21 protein-coding genes are annotated in these 24128 nt (G+C 61.3%); 6 read left to right on the forward strand and 15 right to left on the reverse strand.

The genetic code is table 11. From position 1 onward, the window contains the following. Window positions 1–417: 417 nt before the first annotated feature. The 3 genes from QD228_RS08800 (at window position 418) to QD228_RS08810 (ending at window position 3374) form a co-directional block, all read left to right on the forward strand. Window positions 418–1956, forward strand: coding sequence for a catalase (locus tag QD228_RS08800; RefSeq protein WP_279875231.1), 1539 nt, complete (start codon window positions 418–420; stop codon window positions 1954–1956). Window positions 1957–2198: 242 nt separating this feature from the next. Then, window positions 2199–2792, forward strand: a complete 594-nt coding sequence (locus QD228_RS08805; RefSeq protein WP_279875232.1) for an ankyrin repeat domain-containing protein — start codon at window positions 2199–2201, stop codon at window positions 2790–2792. A gap of 237 nt (window positions 2793–3029) precedes the next feature. Beyond that, on the forward strand, window positions 3030–3374 hold the full coding sequence (locus tag QD228_RS08810; RefSeq protein WP_191237272.1) for a hypothetical protein: 345 nt from the start codon (window positions 3030–3032) through the stop codon (window positions 3372–3374). A gap of 329 nt (window positions 3375–3703) precedes the next feature. Here the strand turns inward: QD228_RS08810 and QD228_RS08815 are convergent, their stop codons facing one another. The 3 genes from QD228_RS08815 to QD228_RS08825 all read right to left on the reverse strand — a co-directional run bounded on the left by QD228_RS08815 (window position 3704) and on the right by QD228_RS08825 (window position 6468). Continuing rightward, window positions 3704–4366, reverse strand: coding sequence for a fibrobacter succinogenes major paralogous domain-containing protein (locus QD228_RS08815; RefSeq protein ID WP_279875233.1), 663 nt, complete (start codon window positions 4364–4366; stop codon window positions 3704–3706). A gap of 127 nt (window positions 4367–4493) precedes the next feature. Further along, window positions 4494–5444, reverse strand: coding sequence for an SDR family oxidoreductase (locus tag QD228_RS08820; RefSeq protein ID WP_279875234.1), 951 nt, complete (start codon window positions 5442–5444; stop codon window positions 4494–4496). Between the two features lie 349 nt (window positions 5445–5793). After that, window positions 5794–6468: an HAD-IA family hydrolase gene (locus QD228_RS08825; RefSeq protein WP_279875235.1), complete on the reverse strand. Its 675-nt coding sequence runs from the start codon at window positions 6466–6468 to the stop codon at window positions 5794–5796. A gap of 256 nt (window positions 6469–6724) precedes the next feature. Between QD228_RS08825 and QD228_RS08830 the strand changes: the two genes are divergently transcribed. Together QD228_RS08830 and QD228_RS08835 are read left to right on the forward strand one after the other, a co-directional pair. Continuing rightward, window positions 6725–7201, forward strand: coding sequence for a MarR family winged helix-turn-helix transcriptional regulator (locus QD228_RS08830; RefSeq protein ID WP_279875236.1), 477 nt, complete (start codon window positions 6725–6727; stop codon window positions 7199–7201). 1 nt (window position 7202) lies between these two features. Continuing rightward, window positions 7203–7952 (forward strand): siderophore-interacting protein, encoded by a 750-nt coding sequence (locus QD228_RS08835; protein WP_279875238.1) that lies wholly within the window; start codon window positions 7203–7205, stop codon window positions 7950–7952. A 127-nt stretch (window positions 7953–8079) separates the two neighbouring features. Here the strand turns inward: QD228_RS08835 and QD228_RS08840 are convergent, their stop codons facing one another. From QD228_RS08840 to QD228_RS08865, 6 genes are all read right to left on the reverse strand, one after another. Further along, the gene (locus QD228_RS08840) at window positions 8080–10035 is read right to left on the reverse strand and encodes a TonB-dependent receptor (protein ID WP_279875239.1); all 1956 of its coding nucleotides are present in this window, start codon (window positions 10033–10035) and stop codon (window positions 8080–8082) included. Between the two features lie 231 nt (window positions 10036–10266). Then, window positions 10267–10863, reverse strand: coding sequence for a hypothetical protein (locus tag QD228_RS08845; RefSeq protein ID WP_084208369.1), 597 nt, complete (start codon window positions 10861–10863; stop codon window positions 10267–10269). A 269-nt stretch (window positions 10864–11132) separates the two neighbouring features. Continuing rightward, complete coding sequence (locus QD228_RS08850; RefSeq protein ID WP_279875241.1) at window positions 11133–12677, reverse strand: tripartite tricarboxylate transporter permease; 1545 nt, start codon at window positions 12675–12677, stop codon at window positions 11133–11135. Window positions 12678–12680: 3 nt separating this feature from the next. Further along, on the reverse strand, window positions 12681–13226 hold the full coding sequence (locus QD228_RS08855) for a tripartite tricarboxylate transporter TctB family protein (RefSeq protein ID WP_279875242.1): 546 nt from the start codon (window positions 13224–13226) through the stop codon (window positions 12681–12683). A 113-nt stretch (window positions 13227–13339) separates the two neighbouring features. Then, entirely contained in the window at window positions 13340–14395 is a 1056-nt protein-coding gene (locus QD228_RS08860; RefSeq protein ID WP_240499698.1) for a tripartite tricarboxylate transporter substrate binding protein, read from the reverse strand. A gap of 131 nt (window positions 14396–14526) precedes the next feature. Next, window positions 14527–15273 carry a ribonuclease activity regulator RraA gene (locus QD228_RS08865; protein ID WP_077377604.1) on the reverse strand — a complete coding sequence of 249 codons (747 nt, stop codon included), beginning with the start codon at window positions 15271–15273 and terminating at the stop codon, window positions 14527–14529. Between the two features lie 506 nt (window positions 15274–15779). Between QD228_RS08865 and uxuA the strand changes: the two genes are divergently transcribed. Then, complete coding sequence (uxuA, locus tag QD228_RS08870; RefSeq protein WP_279875244.1) at window positions 15780–16970, forward strand: mannonate dehydratase; 1191 nt, start codon at window positions 15780–15782, stop codon at window positions 16968–16970. A gap of 106 nt (window positions 16971–17076) precedes the next feature. Here the strand turns inward: uxuA and QD228_RS08875 are convergent, their stop codons facing one another. The 6 genes from QD228_RS08875 to QD228_RS08900 all read right to left on the reverse strand — a co-directional run bounded on the left by QD228_RS08875 (window position 17077) and on the right by QD228_RS08900 (window position 23985). Continuing rightward, a complete protein-coding gene (locus QD228_RS08875; RefSeq protein ID WP_084208372.1) occupies window positions 17077–18384 on the reverse strand; it encodes a TRAP transporter large permease in 1308 nt (435 codons plus the stop codon). After that, the gene (locus QD228_RS08880) at window positions 18381–18998 is read right to left on the reverse strand and encodes a TRAP transporter small permease subunit (protein ID WP_077377595.1); all 618 of its coding nucleotides are present in this window, start codon (window positions 18996–18998) and stop codon (window positions 18381–18383) included. Before QD228_RS08880 ends, QD228_RS08875 begins: the two co-directional genes overlap by 4 nt. 155 nt (window positions 18999–19153) lie before the next feature. Beyond that, complete coding sequence (locus QD228_RS08885; protein ID WP_279875246.1) at window positions 19154–20218, reverse strand: TRAP transporter substrate-binding protein; 1065 nt, start codon at window positions 20216–20218, stop codon at window positions 19154–19156. A 184-nt stretch (window positions 20219–20402) separates the two neighbouring features. Beyond that, on the reverse strand, window positions 20403–21545 hold the full coding sequence (locus tag QD228_RS08890) for a LacI family DNA-binding transcriptional regulator (RefSeq protein WP_279875248.1): 1143 nt from the start codon (window positions 21543–21545) through the stop codon (window positions 20403–20405). A 210-nt stretch (window positions 21546–21755) separates the two neighbouring features. Further along, complete coding sequence (locus QD228_RS08895; protein ID WP_279875251.1) at window positions 21756–22769, reverse strand: D-glycerate dehydrogenase; 1014 nt, start codon at window positions 22767–22769, stop codon at window positions 21756–21758. A 193-nt stretch (window positions 22770–22962) separates the two neighbouring features. Next, window positions 22963–23985 carry a sugar kinase gene (locus QD228_RS08900; RefSeq protein WP_279875253.1) on the reverse strand — a complete coding sequence of 341 codons (1023 nt, stop codon included), beginning with the start codon at window positions 23983–23985 and terminating at the stop codon, window positions 22963–22965. Window positions 23986–24128: the final 143 nt, after the last annotated feature.

Here is a 24128-nt window from a genome sequence, read left to right on the forward strand (position 1 = left end):
CATGACCTGAGACTACGCGATGCCTGGATTGCATGCCTGGATTGCATGACGGGTTTGTATGACAGGAATGTATGCCTGGATTGTATGACTGGATTGTATGACTGGGTGCAACAATCGTGGCCTGCTCTGCTGGCGTTCAGGCCATGGGAAAGCTCTCGCTCAAGGCAGACGATTCTCACCTCTGGCGTGAAAGCCTCGTCATCGGGACATCTGGCTCAAGGCACACGCGGCAAGCTTGGCCCGCGAACAGGAAACCACGCCACAGTCCTTGCTTGAGAGTGGAAGTAATTGGTGCTGATTCTGCATCATGTTAGTTTTTCGCTATTTCAGGGTTAGCTATTATTTATTTTTGCTATGGGAACTTCTCGCGAATACTCCTCGCCTCGTTACTCCCTGATTTGACGAGGAATTTCCGAGATGCTGAGCGTACGTTTTCCCATGAAGACCCTGACAGCCGTGATGGCGCTGGGGCTTTCTGCAAGCAGTCTGGCGCAGCAGGAAGTGATGACACGTTCCAATGGTGCGCCGATCGGCAACAACCAGGACTCCCTGACCGCTGGTCCGAATGGCCCGACATTGCTGCAGGATCACCACCTGCTGGAAAAGCTGGGGCACTTCGAGCGTGAGCGCATTCCGGAGCGCGTAGTTCACGCGCGCGGTATCGGGGCCTACGGTGAGTTCCGTGCCACCGCGGATCTGACCGACCTGACCGTCGCGGCACCTTTCCAGGACAAGGGCCAGGTGACGCCGGTCTTCGTGCGTTTCTCCAGCGTGATCAACAGCAAGGGCTCGCCCGAGACTCTGCGCGACCCGCGTGGCTTCGCCGTCAAGTTCTATACCGACCAGGGCAACTGGGACATGGTCGGCATCAACTTCCCGGTGTTCTTCATCCGCGATGCGATGAAGTTCCCGGACATGATCCATGCCCTGAAACCGGACCCGCGCACCAACCTGCAGGACCCGAATCGCTACTTCGATTTCTTCAGCCATATCCCGGAAAGCACCAACATGCTGACCTATCTGTACTCACCGCTGGGCGTGCCTGCCAGCCTGCGTGAGATGGATGGCTCCGGGGTCCACGCCTTCAAGTTCGTCAATGACGAAGGCGACTGGAAATACGTGAAGTTCACCTGGAAGTCGCGCCAGGGCAACCATGGCATGTCGCCGGAAGAGATCGCCAAGGTGCAGTCCACCGACTTCAATCACCTGACGGATGATCTCTACACCCATCTCGACGAAGGCGATGACCCGGTCTGGGATCTCTATATCCAGACGCTGGACCCCAGCCAGCTGAACAGCTTCGACTTCAACCCGCTGGATACCACCAAGCTGTGGCCGCAAGACCTGATCCCGGCACGCAAGGTCGGTGAGCTGACGCTGAATCGCGTCCCGGACAACTTCTTCCAGGAAACCGAGCAGGCGGCCATGTCGCCGGCCAACCTGGTGCCGGGCATCGAGCCGTCGGAAGACCGTATGCTGCAGGGGCGTCTGTTCGCCTACGCCGATGCCCAGCGTTATCGCCTGGGGGCCAACTACTCTCAGCTGCCGGTCAACGCCCCCAAGGTGGCGGTCCACAACAATCATCAGGATGGCGCGGGCTACTCCGCTCCGCGTTCCGGCTCCATCAACTACCAGCCGAGCCGCAACGCCGACTCGCTGGTGGATGACAGCCAGTACGAATACAAGCGTTACACCCTCAATGGCACTACCCAGCAGCAGCCCATCGGCAAGGAGCAGAATTTCGCTCAGGCCGGGGAGCTGTACCGCTCCTTCTCCGAGGAAGATCAGGATGACCTGATCGAGGTGCTGGGTGGGGATCTGGGCAAGGTCAAGAACGACGAGATCCGCAACATCATGGTCAGCTACTTCTATCAGGCCGACCACGAATACGGCGAGCGTCTGGCCAAGGTCGCTCACGTGGACATGGACGATGTCGAGGAGCTGATCGAGGACTGAGGCATCTGAGGCAGCGGGCTGACAGTAGAGCTCAGGAAGCTGAGCCCAGAAAGCTGAGCTCAGAAAGCAGAGCTCAGAAAGCAGAGCTCAGAAAGCAGAGCTCAGGAAGATAAGCGTGATGCGATCGCGATCAACCGCTGCCCGGAAGTCCCGGGCCTGTTTCACTCGGCAGGGGAGCTTGCGCTCCTCTGCCGGCCGCAACACGAGAGCAACATCAGAGCATTATCAGAGAGGAGCGCAAGATGCACCATGCGATGCGAGCCACAGACCACAGCGGGCCGCAACACGGCCTGGGCAGAAGATGGCTGGCGGTGTTGGCCAGTCTGCTGCTGATGGTCATGGCGGGTCAGGCTGTCGCGGCTGACGACATCGATATCTTCGATGCCGCACGCGACGGCGACAATGCCGCGATCCAGGAATATGTTCAGCAGGGCGGTGACCTTTCCGTCACCAACTCGCGAAGCTATACACCGTTCATTCTCGCGGCCTACTACGGGCATACCGACACCCTGGCGCTGCTGAAGTCCGCTGGTGCTGATGCCTGTGCTCTGGATGAGAAGGGCAGCAATGCCTTCATGGGCGTAGCGTTTCGTGGCTTTGACGAGACAGCCAAGTGGCTGCTCGCCAATACCGACTGTGATGTGAATCATCGCAATTACAGTGGCCAGACGGCACTGATGATGGCGTCCCTGTTCGGCAACGAAGACATCATCAAGCAGCTGCTGCAAGCCGGTGCGGACCCTTCGCTCAAGGATGCGCGTGGCAATACTGCGCAGTCATTGGCAGCGGCCCAGGGCCTGTCACGTATCGTGACGCTGGTGAAGTTCAATATGTGAGGCAAGGCGTGGCCAGGGCTGGCCGGTGAAGTCTGTTCGGGGAATCTATCGGCTGACAACGCAACTGGCTCACAGGCCTTGAGTGCCACGAACCTGACGTATCAATTCCGTATTCCATCAATTTTACGTTCTATCAATTTTACGCTCTATCCATCTTGCGTTGCATCAATCTGACGTTTGGAAAATCGCAAGTTTGATAGATCTTATCTACCCATCGAAAAGACGAGAAGTGACATCATGAAAGCCATGAAAGTACTGTGTGTGACAGCTGCCCTGTGTGCTGCGAGCAATGCAGCGCTTGCCGACAATGGCGAAAGCGACACCCGTGTCCGTGAGGCATTGAGCGAGAGCCGTATCATGGGGCAGGCGCAGCCAGCCGAGCGTAGCACGCAATTTTATGTGGAAAGCGGCATGAGCGTGGCGGCAGGCAGAGTGCAGCATGCCTTGAGTGAGGAAGGCAGCCGCGGACATGCTCGCAAGTGGGCCATTGAAGACAAGAATCACGCGACGGATTTCGTGAATGATGCCGGCAAGAGTGTCCCTGCTACCCGCATCGAACATGCCTTGAGCGAGAGCGCCTGATAGCCGATATCACCTCCGGGATGGAGGTGCGTGACACCCCGGTCGAGTCTTTCTGAGCGCTAGCTGCCAGCCTGCAATGATCAGCACGATACAATAACGTGAAGCCCGCCATTTGCGGAAAGACGCTTGACCATGACGATGTCATCTTGCTCCCGGAACCGGCAGGAACCCTTCAGCAAGGACTTTCATTGAATCACGCTTGCAATCGCTGATGCCCGAATGTCTTCAATCAGCGTGACTCAGCGGCCCAGAGTCCTTGCTCAAGCGCTCCTTGCGCCTATCTCGCTACCGGCTGTGCCCCTCCACCTACCCCCAGTATTGTGACCTGATCACTCCTTTACGCATCTCACCGAGAACATGCCATCCTTGCCCAGTGTCGCTCGGCGGATCTCGCCCTTGTGGGTATTCCACCAGGAGTAGGCCAATGTTCTGGCAAACGCTTTCGCCGGTGTGGCCTCCGTGCGGGTCCAGAATTCCGTGTACGCCCCTTGGGTGATATACCAGCCCTTCCACTTGACGCCCGCCGGCCTGGCAGAAAAGCCGGTGAGGTTGATGCGTGCCTGATCAAAGGACCTCAACAGGGAGTCAGGTTGAGCCGCCTTGAGCGTGATGGCGATATCGTCATCGCCACGCCATCCCGTCGACTCGATATCCTTCTCCGCAATGCCAATGGTGCGTTCCAGTGTCTTCCAGTCTTCATCCGAGGCGACTCTCCAGCCCACCGGGCATAGATTGCGTTCATCACTGACATCGTGCCAGTCATATAGACGGCCATATGGCAGCAGATTGTCGGGATCATCCTCGGGGATGAAGGCCGTCCTGATGAGAGAGCCATCCTGGTAGCGAGTCGTTTTGAGGTTGTCGGCAAGCCAGGTCTGATCGCCGATCTTCACGGTGCGATAGAGATTGCCTTCACTGTCCTGAATGGACGTCTCCGGGGCATGCATTTCCTCGTAAAGGCTGTCGGCAAGCGAGAGGTTCGTGTGCAACATGAGGGCTCCTGCCAAGAATATTGCCGCGGTCATCGTTTCGACTCCCAGGGTGTCACTTCCCATAGGTACACAGCTTATGACTACGCGTCCCTGAAGATGGGCGGGAAGGGCGATGGTCAGCAAAAGATCAGATTGACCAGCGAAACCGCGTTGCCTGCTCAGAGACTTGCCAGAGCCGGGTCATGGTGCGCTTATCGAGAACGAATTCCCCCAATTCACACTCGCCCACCGGACCGCCAAAATTCATGAGCCCTGTCGGGCCGTAGTAGGCTCGCTGCTTGAGGGGCTCCTCGGTGGCGCACATGACCTCCGGGTAAGCGCCTTTCTCTGCCGTCTGCGCCATCCCTGTCTTCACCATCAATGCCCAGCTGAGTCGAGTCGCCAGGTTGGCGTTGTCTCGAATCAATGAGGTGTTGGACGCGCCTGGATGGCAGACAAGGACGTTTACCTGGCGGTCGGCCGCCTCAATCCTGTCCTGCAATTCATAGGCGAACATCATCTGTGCCAGCTTGCTGTGGCTATAGACCTTGTTCGGGTGATAGTTGTGCTCCCAGTTCATGTCGTCGAACTGGATGGTTTTGAGGCCCATCTTGTGGCCTTCACTGGAGACCACGACGATTCGCCCGTGGGAGGCATCGATGCGCTCGAACAGCAGCCCGCACAGCAGGAAATGCCCGTAATGATTCACGCCCAGCTGACTTTCGAAACCATCGACGGTGAGTTGCTGTCGGGAGACCTGAGCGATGGCGCCATTGCAGATGAGGGCATCGATCTGCGGAACCTTCTCCAGCACTTCCGCGGCCGCGCTGCGTACGCAGGCCAGTTCCGCCAGATCCATGCGGATATGTTTGACATTCGCCGCGGGGCCAAACTCCTCTTGCAGCGCCGCGATGGCGACCTCTGATCTGGTCGGGTTGCGATTCAACATCACGACGCCCGCCCCCTTGCTCAGCAATATGCGCGTTGCCTGAAAACCCGCGCCGCTATTGGCGCCGGTGATGACATAGGTCTTGCCGACAAGCGAGCCGATTCTGTCCGGGGTCCAGCCCTGGGGGCCAAAGGGAGTATTGCGAGTCATGGTCATGATCCTGATATCAGGTGTGCGGCGGTTGCGCTCTGATCACGTCAGGGACGCGCATGACAGCTGCGTCTGGCTGTCCGTGCGGTCGTGTCCTGCGAGCCTTGCGTGTCTTGCGCGGGTTTGCTGTAGAGGCACTATAGATATCGGGAAGGGTGATATATAGGCGCTTTAGTCGCTAAAAATTGCCTATTTGTATCAGGAGGGCGGGTTGCGATATTCGCGAACGGGCGTATTGGTAGCTGCGACAGGCAAGGCGAGTCACACCATGAGCAGCAGGCATGAAAATCCCGCCTCGAGGGACGGGATTTTCATGGAGCGGGATTTGAGGGAGAAGGCGCGACGACGACTAGTACTGCGCAGCGAGCCGTTGTGAGATCTGCGCTACCAGCCTCGGCAGCTCGCGCGCGTGGTGCATGCGCAATGCACCATGCGGCGTTTCATGGCCGTCGTCGTGGTGGGCGAAGTGGATGACCTGCATGCCGGCATCCAATCCTGCCTGTACCCCGACGATGGCGTCATCGATCACCACGCAATGTGAGGGCGCAAAGCCCATCTGCTCGGCGGCGAGCCGATAGATTCGCGGGTCCGGTTTCCACACTCCCAGGGTATAGGCACTGAAGATATGCCCATCGAAGAAGCGTGCCAGCCGCGTCGTGTCCAACGCCAGACGCACCTTGCGCTCGGGCCCATTGGACACCACGCCACAGGGATAGCCTTCAAGTTCCATCAAGGCGGCTGACATGCCGGGCATCGCTGTCAGGCGCGCCCTCATCAACTCTTCCAGCAGCGCTCGCATCTCCCGCTCCATGCGCAGTGTGGGCTCTTCTTCCAGAACGCCATGAGCTGCCTCCAGCGTGCGCACGATACTCATGAAACGCATGCCGCGAAACTCGTTCATATAGCGGTCGCTGGTAAACGGCAGACCATAGCGGGGCAGGGTGCTGGACATGGCCTCGGCGAGGAGGACTTCGCTGTCTACCAGAGTCCCGTCGGAGTCAAACAGCAGGCAGAGTTCGGCCATTGATGCCTCGTGGAGTGTCGGAAGTGATAGTCACGACATTAGCAGTTTCCTGAGGGTGGCGGCCATGGGGCAAGTCGTTGAATTCACGCCTCTCATGGCGCATGAAATGCGTCCGGGTGGCGGAGTTGCCAGGCGGGACTGAGTTGGGCGACTGAGTTGGGCGAGCCAATGAGAATACGTCCTCTTTGGATATTTGTTGACAGTGTCAACCAACCGCCCATATAGTTGCCCTTTAGCAACCAACTGATGGAAGACCATGGCAACGACCGCTTTGCATGAAGTGCTGCATCGTCTGATGCACGTCTATCGCAAGCAGCTGCGCGATGGCATCCAGCAGCACGGCATCGACTTGCCTGTCCTGCACATCCGGATGTTGAAGAGCATTGTCCGGGTTCCCGAATGCACCGCCCACAAGGTCGGGCAGCTGCTCGGGCAGGACAAGGGGCGTGTCACTCGCGTCCTGAACGAGCTGGAGACCCGCGGGCTGGTGTCACGACACCAGAATCCGCAGGACCGGCGCAGTCAGCTGCTGCAGGTATCCGCGGCGGGGAGTGACATGCTGGAGCGAGTCAAGGTGCTGGAACAGGAGACGGCCCAGCGCATGGCCGGTGATCTCGGTGATGAGGAGATCGCGGCCTTTCTGAACACGGCGACTCGCATGATGGACAACGTCTCCGCATGCGGGGATTTCAGTGCTGATGTGCCCAATGGCAACGACGACAGGAGTGCGTGAGATGGCCAAGCCCGCGATGCGAGACCTCGAGGTGATTCGTACCCAGCGTGTCACCGAACACATGTTGCGCGTGACGCTGGGGGGCGAGAATATCGGCTCCCTTCCCGAAGGCCAGGAGAGTGCCTACATCAAGCTGGTCTTCGCGCGTGGGGAAGGTGAGCGACCGATGATGCGCACCTACACCATTCGTCATCAGCGCGCGACCGAGATCGATGTCGATTTCGTGCTGCATGAAGAGGCAGGCCCGGCGTCTGTCTGGGCGGCCAGCGCCAGGCCGGGTGACAGCATCACCATCGGCGGCCCGGGGCCCAGGAAGTTGATCAACATGGCGGCCGACAGCTTCCTGCTGGCGGGTGACATGACGGCGTTGCCGGCGATCAGCGTCAATCTGGCCGAGCTGCCGGCGGATGCCCGAGGACACGCCATCATTGAAGTGCCGGATGCGGCTGACATCCAGACGCTTGAGCACCCGCCGGGAATCGAGCTGCACTGGCTGATCAACCCGCAGCCAGACCCGGAAGGCCAGCCGCTGCTGGAGAAGGTAGCCTCGTTGCCGAGACTGGAAGGTCAGATCTCTGTCTGGGCTGCCTGTGAATTCGGCAGCATGCGTGCGCTACGTGCTCACCTCAAGCAGGCCTACGAGATTCCCAAGTCCCACTTCTATGTCTCGAGCTACTGGAAGATCGGTCAGTCAGAAGATGGTCACAAGCTGGCCAAGCAACAGGACGCCGAGACCGAGCAGGCGGGCTGACACCGGCGCGTCAGGTGCAAGGCGGGTGGTCCGGACACGAAAAAGCCCCACAGGCAGGCCTGTGGGGCAATCTGACAGTCAACGCATCGCGAGCATCGGCTGACTGACCCGCAAACAGCGGATGAACTCAGAAGCGGTAGCTGGCACCCAGCCGGATGTCACGACCTGGCTCCAGCATGCTGTCGCCACTGCTGAGCAGGTAGCTGCTGTGATCGCTATAGCGCTTGTCGAACAGATTGTTGACTGCCAAGGTCAGAGTCAGATCCTGCCAGGCGGCCGGTGTCCACTGGGCGCGGATGTCGTGCGTCACGTAGCCCGGCTTTTCCTCATCGCCTTGTGCCACGCGCTCCAGGCGCTCCACCGCATTGAGGGTGTAGCCCAGCGTGATGTCGTGGTGCGCAAGACGGTACTGGTGATCCCAGGTCCACTTGTCGCCGGTGGAGGCACCGATGTTCATCTCGTCACCCAGCGGGTCGCCGTCGTTGTTCTTCATGACGACCTTGGCGTAGCCCAGGCGGGTGTCATAGCCACCGACTCCCCAGTTCAGGCTGGCTTCATAGCCACGACTCTCGACGTCGCCATCCAGGTTGTAGAGCACCGCCGGATCACTGCCGCGATCATAGGCCTGGTAGTTCTCGATATCGGTATGAAAGCCGGTCAGCGCGAAGCCGAGGCGATCGCCCTGGGTCAACGCATCCTGCTGGTGCCAATCGAGACCGATCTCGCGCTGGCGAGCGCGTTCCGGCTCAAGCCCTTCCGCGATGGTGACATCATCCCCGATCAGGATCACTTCCCGCGCCTTGGCACCCCGGATGGCCTCGCCGTAACCGGCATGCAGGGTCAGGTTGTCAGTGGCATCGACACTCAGAATCGCGTTGGGGGAGACCTCGCTGCCACTGACGCTACCCGCCTCGCCGTAATCGCTGTCGTAATCATCCAGGCGCGCGCCAACGGACAGAGCCCACGGGCCCAGTGTCATGCGGTTCTGGGCGTAGACTCCCAGGTTGCGTGAGGTGTCTTCGTTGTTGGGGCCAGAGCTGCCTGCGTCATCGGAGCGACGGGTGTCCTGATCATAGAAGTCCACGCCAGTCGTCAGGGCATGCGCCACATCACCCGTCTTCAGACGGAAGGTGTTGCGAACATCCGCGCCGAATTCGCGGGAGCGGCTGGTGCTGCCACTTTCGACACGATCCAGTTCTTGGGTGGTGTGATAGAGGGTGGTCTTCGTATCGATCAGGTCATTGCCCGGGTGCCAGGCGTGATTGACAGTAAAGGTCTCACGCTCCATTTCCTGATAGGTCGGCTGCTGGCTGCTGAAGCTCGGCATGTGAGGGCGTGTGAAGTAGGTGCCGTGATCGGTCGTGCGCTCGGCACTGATGCGCAGGTCCTGATCATTGACGTCAAGCAGAGACATCTTGAGCAGGTAGCCGCGCTGCTGGCCTGCGGTCTGTTCCTGCTCACCGCCACCGCCGACCTCATAATCATCGCTGTTGCGACCACTGACATATCCCATCAGACCGAGATTCTCTCCCAGACGACCATAGAACGCCGTGGTGCCGGAGGTGGCGTCCGCCGCGCTCTCGGTACCGACGGAGACGCGTGCCCCCATATCCTGACCGGGCTTGAGCAGATCCTGCGCATCCTTGGTCTCGAAGCGGAGGCTGCCGCCAAGCGCCCCCGGGCCATCATCCGCCGTCGCAGGGCCGGTATCGACTTCCGCCTGCCTGAGCAGGGCAGGGTCAATGGTCAGTCGGCCGGTATGGTGGAAGAGATAGCCACCCTGACGCGCGCCATCGATGGTGACGTTCAGGTTGGTGTCTTCCAGTCCACGAACATAGACCTTCTGGCCGATGGCGATGCCGCCACCGACACTGACCCCCGGTTCGGCACGGAAGAGGTCTTCCAGGTCACGAGCCTGGCGTTCTTCGATCTCTTCGGCGCTGATCACGACATTCTGTTCAAGACGGTCTTCGCTGACGACAAGCGTGGACATGTCGCCGGCGAGCGCATGGCTCGTGGCGCCGAGAGTCAATGCGCTGGCGGAAAGGACGGCGGCGGTAAGCGGATGGAGACGGAGATGCACGTGGATTCCCTTGCTTGAATAGTTATATCTAACGGTTGGCAATGCTAATCGTTCTCACTAACTGGTTGCAAGATCCTTGCACAATTTATCGTCAGACGCCTCTCCTGAGTCGTCACGAGCCTGTCAGGCGCGAGCGGATTGCGCTGTGGTAGGTGAGCCGGGGCGGTAGAGGGTGAGAATCAACCGATGCCTCTGGCGATAAGCGGTGCCAGAGGCATGTACTGAGTCGCGTTATTTCAGACCGAACAGACGGAAGGCTTTCTGGCGAAGTTGCTCGCGATGATAATCATTGATCAACGGCAGATCGTAGCAGGTCACGCCTTCCACATAGGTGCCGACGATTCGTTTGCGTCCATTATTGCTACCGAGAGTAATGGATATTGCACAATCAGGCGCTAAATGTGGAAGCATGCTGGTATCTGGCACTAGATCCTGAAAACGACCATCAGAGAATTTGTATTGAATCTTGTGTCTACCCTGGAACGTGTAGCCATCGGTATCGGTTTCTTCAAGGTAGCGCGATCCAATGGTCAGCTTGAAAGCTGCAACTGTCATTACCGCGGTGTTATCTTCCGTGGTATTCCAAGCGACAGCCTGCATATTCTCGTTTGCTTGCCCATCCGCAGCGGTAGCTGTGTAGTCCTTGACTTCGCTGCTTGAATCAATGGCGACAACATTGAACCCTTCAGGCTTGTTGACGCGTTCCATCGGGAAGCCAGGAGCCAGGAAAGCGTTCTGTTTATTGTCGTAGTGAGCGGGTTCTGACTGCAGAGCGGCACACCCTGAAAACAATCCAAACGATATGGCAATGCCAGCGAAATATTTCATATGATGTTCCCTATCATTCAATTCAATATTGTTATGAGAGGACTGATTTCATCGAGTCTTCGCCGGCCAGTATGCGATGTGATACTTGTCACGTAAATATATCGTAGTCACGGAAAGAGAATCACTCGGGTCCGGTTTATTTGCGATAACGCATAAAAGCCCGCCATCATGGATGGCGGGCTGTCTTGTCTTTCACCGACGTCTAGCGTTTCAGGCGACTCTTGCCTGGATCACTCAGCGCCTCGCAGGTGCGAGACGCGAAGGAGCGTTCAGCCCGTCGAGCCTGACTTCTCGGGGGTCGTCTGCTTGAGCTGCACCGGCTTGCGGATACCGAGGAAGTAGACGAAGACCACCGTCAACACGACGAAGAACAGACTGTCCGGCGTGGTGATGAAGGTCATCGGGTTGCCGTTGGAGAGCGTCAGCGCGCGGCGCAGGAACTCTTCCAGATTCGGGCCGAGAATGAAGCCGAGCAGCAGCGTGATCACCGGGTAATCATGCTTGCGCATCAGGTAGGCGACGATGCCCAGCACCAGCGTCATCATCATCTGGAACACGGAGTAGGTGGCCACGAAGCTGCCGACGACGGCCAGCAATGCGATGGCGCCGTAGAGCACGTCCTTGCGGATGGTGACGATGCGCAGGAAGTAGGGGCCCATCAGATAGAGCGTCAGGGGAATCAGGATCAGGGCGCTGAACAGCAGCGAGGCCAGCATCGGCGCGATCAGTCCGGATTGTGACGCCATCAGTTGCGGCCCCGGCTGGATGCCGTTGATCACCAGTACGCCCAGCACGATGGCCGTGACCGGATCGCCCGGAATCCCGAAGGTCAGCATCGGCACCAGAGCGCCACCACAGACGGCATTGTTGGCACTTTCGGCGGCGGCGATGCCCTGGGGATTGCCCTTGCCGAAGCTCTCGGGCTTCTTCGAGGTGCGCACGGTTTCCACGTAGGCGAGAAAGCCGCCCATCGAACCGCCCGCGCCGGGCAGGGTGCCGACCATGTAGCCGATCAGCGTCGACTTCAGATAGCAGCCGATGCCGATCTCGCGAATGGCGCTCAGCGGCGGAATGAAATCACGACGCTTGAGCTGTTGGCTGGCCTTGAGCTGCTGGCGGATGGCGGCGTCCTTCTTGCGATTGCCGACCTGGATCAGCAGCTCGCTGATGGCGAAGGTGCCGATGATGACCGGCATCAGGTCGATCCCGGCAGTCAGCTCACTGATGCCGAAGGTGAAGCGCGCCAGTGGCTGCATGGCGTCCAGCCCGATCGTCGCCAGCATCAGGCCCAGGCAGGCGGTGATGCCGGCCTTGCGGATGTTGCCGCGCTGGGCGACCACGATCACGATCAGCGCGAAGGCGATCAGCGCGCACTTGCCGGTGGTCTTGACCAGCAGTGAGGCTTCGGCGATGAACGGTGCCAGCACGATCAACAGCAATGCGCCGAGACTACCGCCGACCATCGAACCGAAGGAGGCGTGACCCAGTGCCAGGGCACCTTCGCCACGCTGTTGCATGGGATAGCCTTCCAGTGCCGTCATCATCGAGGAGGGCGCGCCGGGGATGTTGATGGTGGTGGCGGTGATGCTGCCGCCGCACATGCCGGCCATGTAGATGCTGGCACACGCCATCAGGGCGGTAGTCACGTCCAGGCTATAGGTCAGCGGCAACAGCAGGGCGAGCGCCAGGGTGGCGGTCAGGCCCGGGATGGCCGAGAAGATGGTGCCGATGACGAAGCCGGCGACCACGTAGAACAGGATGACCGGGTCCAGCAGCAGGGCGAAGCTTGAAAATACCTGAGCGATGAATTCCATGCGTCATCCTCCACTCGTGGCGACGAGAGCGGACAGCTCGAAGGTCGGCAGGTGGACATTGAAGAGTTGTTCGAAGAGCAGATAGCCCAGTGCGGAGATGGCGCAGGCGATCAATGCCTTGCTGATCCATTTCTCACGCCCCGAGAACAGCAGCATCACGCTGAAGACATAGAGCGCGGACGCTAGCAGGTACCCCAGGTGCGAAAACGCCAGGATATAGAGGGCGGTCACCAGCATCAGGCGCAGCGCCGGTGAGAACAGCGGTGCGCTGGCGTCGCCGTCGGTCGTGGAAGACTCCTTGCCGTCATCCGCTGCAGCGCCGCGGCTGGCGCGGTGCTGGCTGATTAGCTGAGCCACGCAGAGCACGAGCGCGATGCACCCGATGAGGGCAGGGAAGAACGAGGCCGTCAGGCGGCCATTGTCCAATGGCGGCGCCATCTGGAAGGCGCTGATCAGATAGAGCGCACTGACGGCCGTCATGACCAGCGTCAGCGGTGTCGCCCCGCTGATCAACCAGTGGCGTCGGGGAGGGGAAGCGGATGAGGACATGACAGAATTCCTTGACGGCGCCCGTTGCCGGACGCCGCTTGACGATGGAAGTGAAGGAGGACGGGTAGACGTCGAGTGGCATCGACACTCAGCGGTGCCGCTTGCCGGCGCGTCTACAGGCCGAGTTCATCCATGGCGGTGAAGGTCTTCTGTTGGTAATCCTCGATCCAGGCATTGACCTCATCGCCGCCCAGCCAGCTGGGCGTGACGCCGACGCCCGTGATCCACTTCTGGAATTCCGGTGTCTCGTAGGCCGTGTGGTAGGCATTCTCCAGCGTGCTGACTACCTCATCCGGCGTGCCCTTGGGCACGGCCAGCACGATGAAGCTGCCGGTTTCCAGATTGCCACCCAGTTCACTCATCGGCGGCACTTCCGGGTAGGCGGGGTTCTGCTCTGACGAGAATTCGACGATGCCCTGGGCATCCCCGGATTCCAGAATGCCGGAGAAGTCTCCCAGGCTCGAGATGGCACCGTCGATCTCGCCGGACAGCAGGGCCTCGGCTTCGGCGGTGGAAGAGCCCGGATAGGTGATGACATTGAATTCGACACCGGCTGCGGCTTCCAGGCGGCGAACTGCCAGGTAGGGGCCGGAACCTCGCGGGGCGACACCGATACGCACGGTACCGGGGTTGGCGCGTGCCGCCTCGATCAGCTGCTCATAATTCTCGTAACCGGATTGCTTGGACACCACGATGGCGTCCGCTTCCTTGGTGATGCGAGCGAAGGGAATCATGCGGTCCAGCGAGTAGCCGGGCACCAGGTTGCCGCGAGGCAGGGTGATGATGCTGTCATAGGTCATCACGCCGACGGTATGGCCATCCGGACGGGCCTTGCTGAGTTGCATCAGGCCGGTGGCGGTGATGGCACCACCGATGTTCTCGACGTAGATCGATTTCGGCAGGTCCTGCTCGGCCAGGTTGCTGATCTTGCGGCTGATGGCATCGGCGCCGCCGCCGGCGGGCCACGGCACGATCAGTCGGATGTCACGCACCGGATAGTCAGCCTGCACACCGGTGCTGACGAAGGGCGAGGCCGCGACCATGCCGGACAGGGCAATCGGGGCGAGCAACGCCAGCAGTGAACGGGAGCGGGTCCTTGAGCGAGCGCTCGGCGTGAGACGACGTGAGTTGGCTTGACGGGTGTCTTGGCGATTGTCTTGACAGAGCATGGCACGACTCCAGTGTTGTTATGGTTGTGGTCACTCGATACGCATTGATGCAGGAGGGGCGGTGGACGACAGGCCGGCGTGACCTGTCGTCCGGGGCTACCGTGGACAAGACGGTATGGGCGACATGCAGATTACTGCTTGGCTGCCATGTAGCGTTCGAATTCAGCGCGGGCCTCGTCCGTCGGCGGATACAGGCCGATCACGGGCGTGCCGTTACGGACTTTCTCCAGCACGTAATCCTCGAAATCTTCCATCTGACTGGCTTCCTCGGCGATTTCGTCGGCCAGCTCAAGCGGGATGACCATCACGCCATCGGCGTCGCCCACCAGCACGTCGCCCGGGAAGACCGGCACGCCGCCGCAACCGATCGGCACCTGCAACTCTACTGCATGGTGCTTGGTCAGGTTGGTCGGGGCGCTGGGCTTGGCGCAGAAGATCGGCAGGTTCATCTCGGCGGCGGCGCCGGAATCCCGGATGCCGGCGTCGGAGACGAAACCGGCGCACTGACGATACTCCAGGCGGGTCAGCAGGATGCTGCCAGCACTGGCGGCCGAGGCATCCTGACGGCAGTCAGACACCATGACATGCCCGGACGGGACGGTTTCCACCGCCAGGCGTTGCGGGTGCTTGGGGTCGCGGAAGGCGGCGACGGTGTCGATGTCTTCGCGTGCCGGGATATACCGCAGTGTGAAGGCCTGGCCCACCATGTGGGTCGTCTTGCGGTTCATCTGCACCACGTTCTGGATGAAGGTATTTCGCAGGCCACGCTTGAAGAGCAGGGTGTGCAGAGAGGCGGTGGAAGCGCGCATCAAACGCTCACGGGTCACGGAGGAGAGCTCGGCGTAGCTGGCGTGCTCGGTAGAAGTAATGGCAGTCATATGGCGTCCGTCGTCAGTCTATGGGTAAGGAGGCTCGGCTCTCGGCAACGTGCCTGGCCAGAGTGATCAGTCGACACGTGCGTCTGATGGGGTTTCCGAGATCACTATAGGGGGCTTGAGATGACTTATCAAACAAATATTGACAACTTTGGATGATCAATAAGTCTAGTGTCGGCAGCGAAAATGGCACTCATCACCATGGCTGACCGGCATGGCGCGCGAAGGACGTCGTGGGGCACGCGAGCGTAACGTTCTGCACTCGTTACTCGTCATGTCGCTCAATATGTTGATATTAATGGATTTATTTTGTGGATCTCAGGCCGGTAGGGGGTCTCGCCCAGTCCCACGATACGGCTTTACGGTGAGGAGCCGTGTCGGTGGCAGGAAGCAACATGAGTTGGCTCGTCATCGCCAGCGACATAGGTCGCATGGCAGCACCTGACACAAGTTGTCATATTTTGTCGGTGGGTGTTGTCCGCCCCTTTTTTGACCGTCAAGGAGATGACATGGAAGCGACATGGCGCTGGTTCGGTCCCGAGGATCCCATCACGCTCGAGGAAATTCGTCAGACTGGCGCGACAGGTATCGTCACGGCGCTGCATGAGATACCCAATGGCGAGGTCTGGCCGTTGGCCGCCATTCGCGAGCGCAAGGCGCAGATCGAGGCGGCCGGTCTCAGGTGGTCGGTGGTCGAGAGCATTCCCGTCCATGAGAGCATCAAGCAGGCAGCGCCCGGCAGTGATCGCCATATCGCCAATTACCAGCAGTCGCTGCGCCATCTGGCGGAGTGTGGCATCACCACGGTGTGCTACAACTTCATGCCGGTACTGGACTGGACGCGCACCGATCTCGCCTGGCAGCTGCCGGAAGGTGGCACGGCCCTGCGCTTCGATCAGGATGCCTTTGCGGCCTTTGATCTCTATCTGCTGGAGCGCCCCGGCGCCGAGCGCGAATACACCAGCGAGGAGCAGCAGGCCGCGCGGCAGCATCTCGAGACGCTGGATGAGGCCAGTCGCGAGAGGCTGATCCGCACTATCATTGCAGGACTGCCCGGTGCAGAAGAGGGCTACAGCCTGGCGGAATTCCGCGCCGCGCTGGCGGCCTATGACGGAATTGACGCCGCGCGCCTGCGCCAGCATCTGGCCACCTTCCTCAAGGCTATCGTGCCGGTGGCGGAAGAGGTCGGCATTCGACTGGCCATTCACCCCGATGATCCGCCGCGGCCGATGTTTGGCCTGCCGCGCGTGGTCTCGAGCATGGTGGATGCCGACTGGCTGCTGGGTGTCGTGCCCAGCCCGGCCAATGGCCTGACATTCTGTACCGGCTCCTACGGTGCCAATCCGGATATTGATCTCAGCATCATGGCGCGCCGCTTTGCCTCTCACATCCACTTCGCTCATCTCAGAGCCACCGGGCGTGACAGCGAGGACAAGCGCTCCTTCCATGAAGCACAGCATCTCGAGGGGGATCTGGACATGGTGGAGATCATCCGTGTGCTGGTGGCAGAAGAGCGCCGCCGCCTGGCGTCTGGTGGAGCCCCCCTGCCGATGCGCCCGGACCATGGCCACCACATCCTGGACGATGCACGCCGCGAGACCCGCCCGGGGTACCCGCTGTATGGGCGCATGAAAGGGCTGGCGGAAATCCGTGGCCTCGAGATGGCGATCCAGCGGCTGGCGCCCCAAAGACTGGCCTGACGGCGGGTACGCCACTCAAACAAGAACGGCCACCCCGGTGTCTAGACCGGGGTGGCCGTTCTTGTTCATGAGGCCAGACAGACAGGTCTGTCTGGCCAGGGGGCTGCTAGACGAAATCGGGAGCGATCAGGCGCGGGATCGCCAGCACGAATTCCGGGAACAGGATCATCAACACGATCACGGCCAGCATCACGCCCAGGTACAGCATGGTGGTCGCCATGGCCTTGAGCAGGGGGATGCCGCCGATCTTGGCGGAAATCATCAGACATAGGCCGTAGGGCGGCGTGATCAGCCCCAGGCCCAGCGCCATGACGCCGATGACACCGAACTGCACGGGGTGCACGCCTGCCGCCATCGCCAGCGGGTAGAAGATGGGTGCCATGATCGCCATGGCGGGCAGGGCGTCCATGAAGGTGCCGATCACCAGCAGCACGATGGTCATCACGATGAGCAGCACGGTCGGGTCCGTGATGCTGACGCCTGCCATCAGCTTCGGCGGAATCTGATAGAAGCTGATCAGATACCCGAAGATGGCCGCGCCCACCAGACTGAACAGCGACAGCGAGCACAGCCTGACGGTGTCGGTGGAGGCATTGAGCAGCTTGGTGAGATCCAGCTCGCGATAGATCACGAAGCCCAGCACCAGCGCATAGACCACCGCGATTACCGCGGCCTCGGTCGGCGTCACGATGCCCAGGGTGATGCCGCCGATGATCACGATCGGAATCCCCGAGGCCAGCAGACCATCCTTGCCGGAGCTTGCCAGCTCCTTGAGGGTGGCACGCTTGCGTACCGGCACGTTGTAGCGGCGCACGTAGCGGGTATTGAGCAGCAGCTGAGCCACGCCGATCATCACGCCGGGCAGAATGCCGCCGAGAAACAGGCCGGCGATCGAGGTGTTGGTCAGCGCACCCCAGACGATCATGTTGATCGACGGCGGGATGATGGTGCCCATCACGGAGGACGCGGCGGTGACCGCGACGGCGAAGCTGACCGGATAGCCTTCGCGCTTCATGGCCGGTATCAGTACCGTGCCCACGCCGGCACTGTCAGCGGTGGAGGAGCCGGAGACCCCGGCGAACAGCATGCTGACCAGCACATTGACGTGGGCCAGCGCACCACGGAAGTGGCCGACCAGTCGCATGCACAGCGTGATCAGGCGGTCGGTGATCCTCGCGGCATTCATCAGGTTGCCGGCGAGCAGGAACAGCGGCACGGCCAGCAGCACGAAGGAATCCATGCCGTTGTACATGCGCTGGAACATGATCCAGTAGGTCAGACGCGGGTCCAGCAGGATCAGCGTGGTCGCCGTCAGCACCAATGCCATGGCGATGGGAATGCCGATCACGATCAGGATGCCCAGCACGCCGAACAGCAGCCAGGGCATCAGGTAGAGCCAGTCCATTGGCATCATGGCAGTGTTCTCCGGTCAGTGGCGTCATGCGCATGGCCGGCGATGACGGGGGACAGGACGGCCTGCGTCTCCTCCGGCGTCGCCAGTTCTTCCGCCTCGTTGGGCGTATTGAGTGCCGCCTCCATGGCGGTCATGCCGTACAGCCAGGCATGCAAGAGTCGCTGCAGACTGAACAGCACGATGAAGACGCCACTGACGGTGAACACCGAATAGACGTAGATCATCGACAGCCCCGAGGCCATGGCACTGCGGCGCAGGCCCGACAGCGCGAAGTCCTTGCCGTGGACGATGAACAGTACCCCCAGCAGCAGGCAGGCGAGATCACGGATCCAGCGCGTGACGAGGTCGGCGCGACTGCCGCGAGGGAAGGCTTCGAGCACGAAGTGATCGGCATGCAGCACCCCGACGGCGGTGCCCAGCATCACCATCCACTGGAAGGCGAAGCGGCTGAATTCCTCGGTCCAGAACAGGCGAGGCAGGAAGGCCAGGTTGCGACTGGCGATCTGATAGATGATGAAGACGATGAAGCTTGCCAGCAGCACCAGCAAGACGAGATAGAGCAGACGTTCGAGCGTCCGGTTCAGGCGTGAGAGCCCTGCGAGCACAGAAGGCATGGCACTGTCCTCTCAAGAAGAGTGCGAGGGAAGGAGAGCGACGACACGAGAGTGATGACACGCGAGGTGACGTGCGCCAGGGGCAGAGGAAGGTGGCGGGGCGCCTGTCCTGAGGCCAGAGTTGGCTGCAGGTGAGGCGCCCCGCCTGACATGCCTTATCTGACGGCGCGTACCTTGTCGTAGATGTCCTGCAGGCCCATCTCGGCGATCACTTCCTTGAGCGGCTCGGCGACGATCTCCTGCATGCGCTCACGGTCGATCTCATGCAGCTTGGCACCCTGCTTCTCCAGCTCCGCGAGGGCTGCCGCATCCTGTTCCAGCTGCACCTTGCGGGCGTAGGCCGCCGCTTCGTGCGCGGATTCCATCAATGTCTTCTGCTGCTGCTCATCCAGGTTGTCCCAGGACATCTTGGACATGGTCAGCAGGCGCACGGTGATGTCGTGCTCGGACAGCGCGATGTTGGGGGCGACTTCGTGGAAGCGCATGCGCAATGTCCATTCCGGCTCATTGAGCAGGCCGTGGATCGCGCCCAGCTGGATGGCGGTGTAGATCTCCTTCCAGGCCACCACGCTCGGTTCGACCCCGAGTGCCTGCCAGGCGACGATCAACGGCTTGGTCGGATTGGTGCGCAGCTTGAGGCCCTCAAGGTCATCGAGTGAGGTAACCTCGCGCGAGCTGACGATGTGGCGCTTGCCGCCACCGAAATAGGCCAGCACCTTCACGTCGGTCTCGTCACTGATCTTCTGGGCGATTTCTTCCCCGACCTCGCCATCCAGCACCTTCTGCCAGTGGTCGACATCGCGATACAGGAACGGGATGGTGAACACGTTGGCGGTGGGCGAGAAATCCGTGATCAGCCCGGGGCTGACGATGGACATGTCCAGCGCGCCGGCCATCTGCTGCTCGAACATCTCGGTTTCATGGCCCAGTACCGAGTTGCCCATGATGGTCATGGTGATGTCGCCATCGGTCTTCTCGGCGAGCAGGTCGCGCAGGCGCTCGGCGCCGAGCTGGTAGGCGGTATCTTCGGTGCCGGCGTGGCCGAAGCGCAGCTCCATTGCCTGGGCGCTGGCCGAGAAGCCGAGCGTGGCGCCCAGCAGGGTGCCGGTGGTGGCCGCGACGGCCAGCCCCTTGCTCAGCCCTCTGGACAGTCGGGCGCCCACAGGTGAGCGCTGGGAAATGGCAGGGGTGGACGTGGTTGGATTGATCCAATTCAGCATGATGGCGTTTTCCTTGGCGTTGTTTGTTGTTGTGCCTTGCGTCTTTCTGTCTTTCCGTCTTGCAGTCTTGCAGTCTTGCGGCTTGCCAGACCGGCAGTCTCCAGACGGCCGGTCCATGCTCGGGGGTTGCGCGGCCAGCCGATGCTCTCCAGGCATGACCCGCCGTTCAGAGAAAGCGTTGGCGTCAGTCCGGGCGAGGCGTCTCGACGATGGCGTCGTCAGGACTCCCGCAGGAGCGGCGTATCTTGAGTTCCGGCGGCATGATGACGCTTTCTCGCTCGCCGCCGGGATTGGCGATCCGTCGCAATGCCAGTCGCGCCGCCTGCTCCCCGATGGCGTAGGGGTGCGTGGCGATACTGGTCAGGGGCGGGTCGCCCAGTTCGGCTTCCTCGACATCATCGGTGCCGATCACGGCACAGTCGCGACCGGGTTCCAGCCCCATCTGGCGCAGGCCCAGCATGGCACCGAAGGCCACGAGGTCGTTGTGGCAGACCACGGCCGTCGGGCGAGGGCTTTCCTGCATCAGGGTCTTGATCAGCTCATGGCCGACGCGCCGCGTCACGCCATTGCCGCGCACCAGGCGGCGATAGCTCAGGCCGTGATGATCCAGCGCGGCCTGATAACCCAGCCAGCGGTCGTGACTGACCGAGTGGTCCGCGCCGCCGATGAAGGCGATGCGCTGATGGCCCAGGCTGACGAGGTGATTGACGGCCATCTCGGCCACGCGCCGGAAATCGGTGCCGGCGTAATCGAAGGGCGGGGCGTCCAGATAGCGCATCACCTGGATGCAGGGCATGCCCCAGTCGGCCAGTTGATGGATCAGGTTCGGGTCTGAGTGTTCGGCGGGGCACAGCAACAGGCCATCGACACGATGTTCACGCATGCGCTCGATGAAGCGCTGCTGACGCTCAGGGGAATCCTCGCTGTTGGCGAGAAATGATACATAGCCTTCCTGATGCAGGGCGGCATCGATCCCCGCGACCATGGAGCCGAAGAAGGGGTTGGCGATGTCATAGACCACCACGCCAAGGGTCGCGGTGCGGCTGCCGCGCATGGCGGCGGCGCCACGGTTGTAGACGTAGCCCAGTGTCTTGATGGAGTCCTGTACCTTCTCGCGGGTGCGTTTCGCCACCAGCGGGCTTTCGCGCAGCACCAGCGAGACCGTGCTGCGCGAGACCTTGGCATGTGCCGCGATATCCTGAAGCGTGATGCTGCTCGAGGCGCCCTGTGATGATGGGGCCTGCGATGACGGGACCTGTGATGACGGGGCCTGCGATGACACCGTGGCATCTGCCTTGGCCGGCGGTGTCGTGATGGGATCTTTCATGGCGTCTTCCCTGGGCGTTTTCTTGTTGTCATCCCGAACTCATGGCCGGGGTGGAGACGTTTTTGGATGGTTCCAAATCCATGTCCAGAGCATAGAGCAATTCGCCCGCGCTCCCCTCAGCACTTTGGTCTGGCAGCCAAGTGTCGAATGGGCGGCGTCACAGGTCTGCCGGCCACCGGACTGCCGGCCACCGGTCTGCCGGCCACCGGTCTACCGGCGCGTCCAGTTGGCTTCATTGACCGCACTCAGCGGTGATTTCCCCGCCAGTGCCAACAGCAGGTTGTCCAGCGCCCGCTGCGCCATGGCGCGGCGTGTCTCATGGGTGGCAGAGCCGATGTGCGGCAGTGCCACGACCTGTGGCAGGCGCGTCAGCGGTGAACTTGCCGGAAGCGGCTCCTGCTCGAAGACATCCAGCCCGGCGCCGCGGATACCGTCACGCTCGAGACACTCGATCAAGGCCGCTTCATCGATGACACGCCCGCGGGCGATGTTGATCAGGATGGCGCTGGCGGGCATCAGTTCCAGCTCACGCCTGCCGATCAGGCGTTCGGTCTGCTCGCTGAGCGGGACGGTGACGCAGACGAAATCGCTGGTCTTTAGCAAGGTGTCCAGCTCGACGCGGCTCGCGCCCAGTTCGCTCTCCAGCGCAGGCTTGGGGGAGGCATTCGAGTACTGGACCCGCATGCCGAAGCCGAGTGCACCGCGCCGCGCGATCGCCGCGCCGATGCGGCCCATGCCCACCATGCCGAGTGTCTTGCCGTGCACGTCCGTACCGAAGTGAGGCGGTGTGAGGCCATGTGTCCATTGGCCGTCGCGCACCATGTTGGCCAGCTCCACCGCGCGTCGTGCCGTGGCCATGATCAACAGGAAGCCGACATCGGCAGTGGTCCCGGTCAGCACGTCCGGGGTGTTGCACAGCAGGATGCCGCGCGCGTCCATCGCTTCAAGCGGGTAGTTGTCATAGCCCACGGAGACCGTGCAGATCACCCGCAGTGCGGGGGCGGCATCCAGCAGCGCTTCCGTGATCCTGTGTCCAGAGCAGATGAGTCCATGGGCATCGTGCAGGGTGTCGTGCAGTGCCGCATCCAGCGCCTCGGCGCTGTCATGCCCCTCCAGCAGCACGACGTCATGCCGCTCGCGCAGGGTGGCCATCTGCTCATCATCCAGCGCCTTGAGCACCACGACCTTGCGGCGGGTCACGCACTCGTCAGCGTCACTTGTCATATGGCTGCTACCTCGGGCCGAGTAGTGCTGTGCATGCATCCTTGCCTCCTTGAGAGCGTGGGCGATGAACTGACCGGCAGGCTGTCGTCAGGGGCGTGTCACCCCTGGTCGTGTCACCCTTGGTCGTGTCGCTACTGGTTGTGTCACCACTGGGTGTATCACCACTGGTTGTCATTGGAAATCGGCCGCGAACTCAGGACACGCTGACGGCATCACCCGCTTCGAGCGCCTTGAGCGTCGCGCGATCCGGCAGGCCCTCCATGTCCCCCCGCACCTGAACGGCACGGCTGCCGAGCAGATTGGCGCGATGCATGGCGTCTTTCGGGGAGAGCCCTTCAAGCAGTGCGCTGACGACACCTACCGCAAAGGCGTCGCCTGCCCCCACGGTATCGACGACCTTGTCGACCCGCAGGCCCGGGACGCTGAAGGCGGCTTCCTGGCCGCCGATCATCCCGCGGTAATAGCTGCCCTCAGGGCCCAGCTTGATGATGACGGCCTTGGCACCTTGCTCGAGATAGTGGCCGGCGATGGCCTCAGGCGTCTTCTGGCCGGTCAGTCGCTCGCCTTCCGCAAGCCCCGGCAACACCCAGTCGGCGCGGCTTGCCAGCTGATTGAGGGTGTCGCGCATCTCCTGCTCGCTTGACCACAGGGTAGGGCGCAGATTGGGATCGAAGGAAATGCTGGCACCGGACTGGCGGGCCTGTTCGAAGAGATGGAACGATAGTTCACGACAGCTGGGGGAGATGGCCGGCGGAATGCCGGTGGCATGCAGGTGGCGCAGGGCGCTGAAGTCGATGCCATCGGCGTCACTGGCATTCATGCGGCTGGCGGCGCTGCCCTGACGGAAATACTCGACATGCGGATCTTCCCCCTGGCTGGCGCGTGCCTTGAACATCAGGCCGGTAGGGGCATGGCCGTCGCGGGTCAGATGGCGACAGTCCAGCCCGTTGTCTTCCAGGGTCTGGCGCAGATAGCGTCCGAGGCTGTCGTCGCCCACGCGGCTCAGCCAGCCGACATGAAATCCCAGCCGGGCGAGGCCGATGGCCACGTTGGTATCGGCGCCGGCGATGCGTCGCTCGTAGTGCGAGACCTGTGCAAGATCGCCCTCGCTTTCGGCGACCAGCAGCGCCATGGCTTCGCCAAAGGCGAGGATTTCCAGTGGCGAGGAAGAAGAGAATGAGGATGGCGTCGATGACGCGTTGGCTTGCTCAGACATCATGGCGTGTCCTGTGTAGTTGGAGCCGTTCCTTGTGCTTGTCCTGCATGACGACACGGCTGGCGAAGCCGCGCCGTCATGGAAATTGCCGTACTGCGTATTGTCGGTCAGACGTCACTCACTGCACGTCACTTGGGCAATGA

It is taken from the genome of Cobetia sp. 3AK (assembly GCF_029846335.1).
GTDB classification, from domain to species: Bacteria; Pseudomonadota; Gammaproteobacteria; order Pseudomonadales; family Halomonadaceae; genus Cobetia; species Cobetia marina.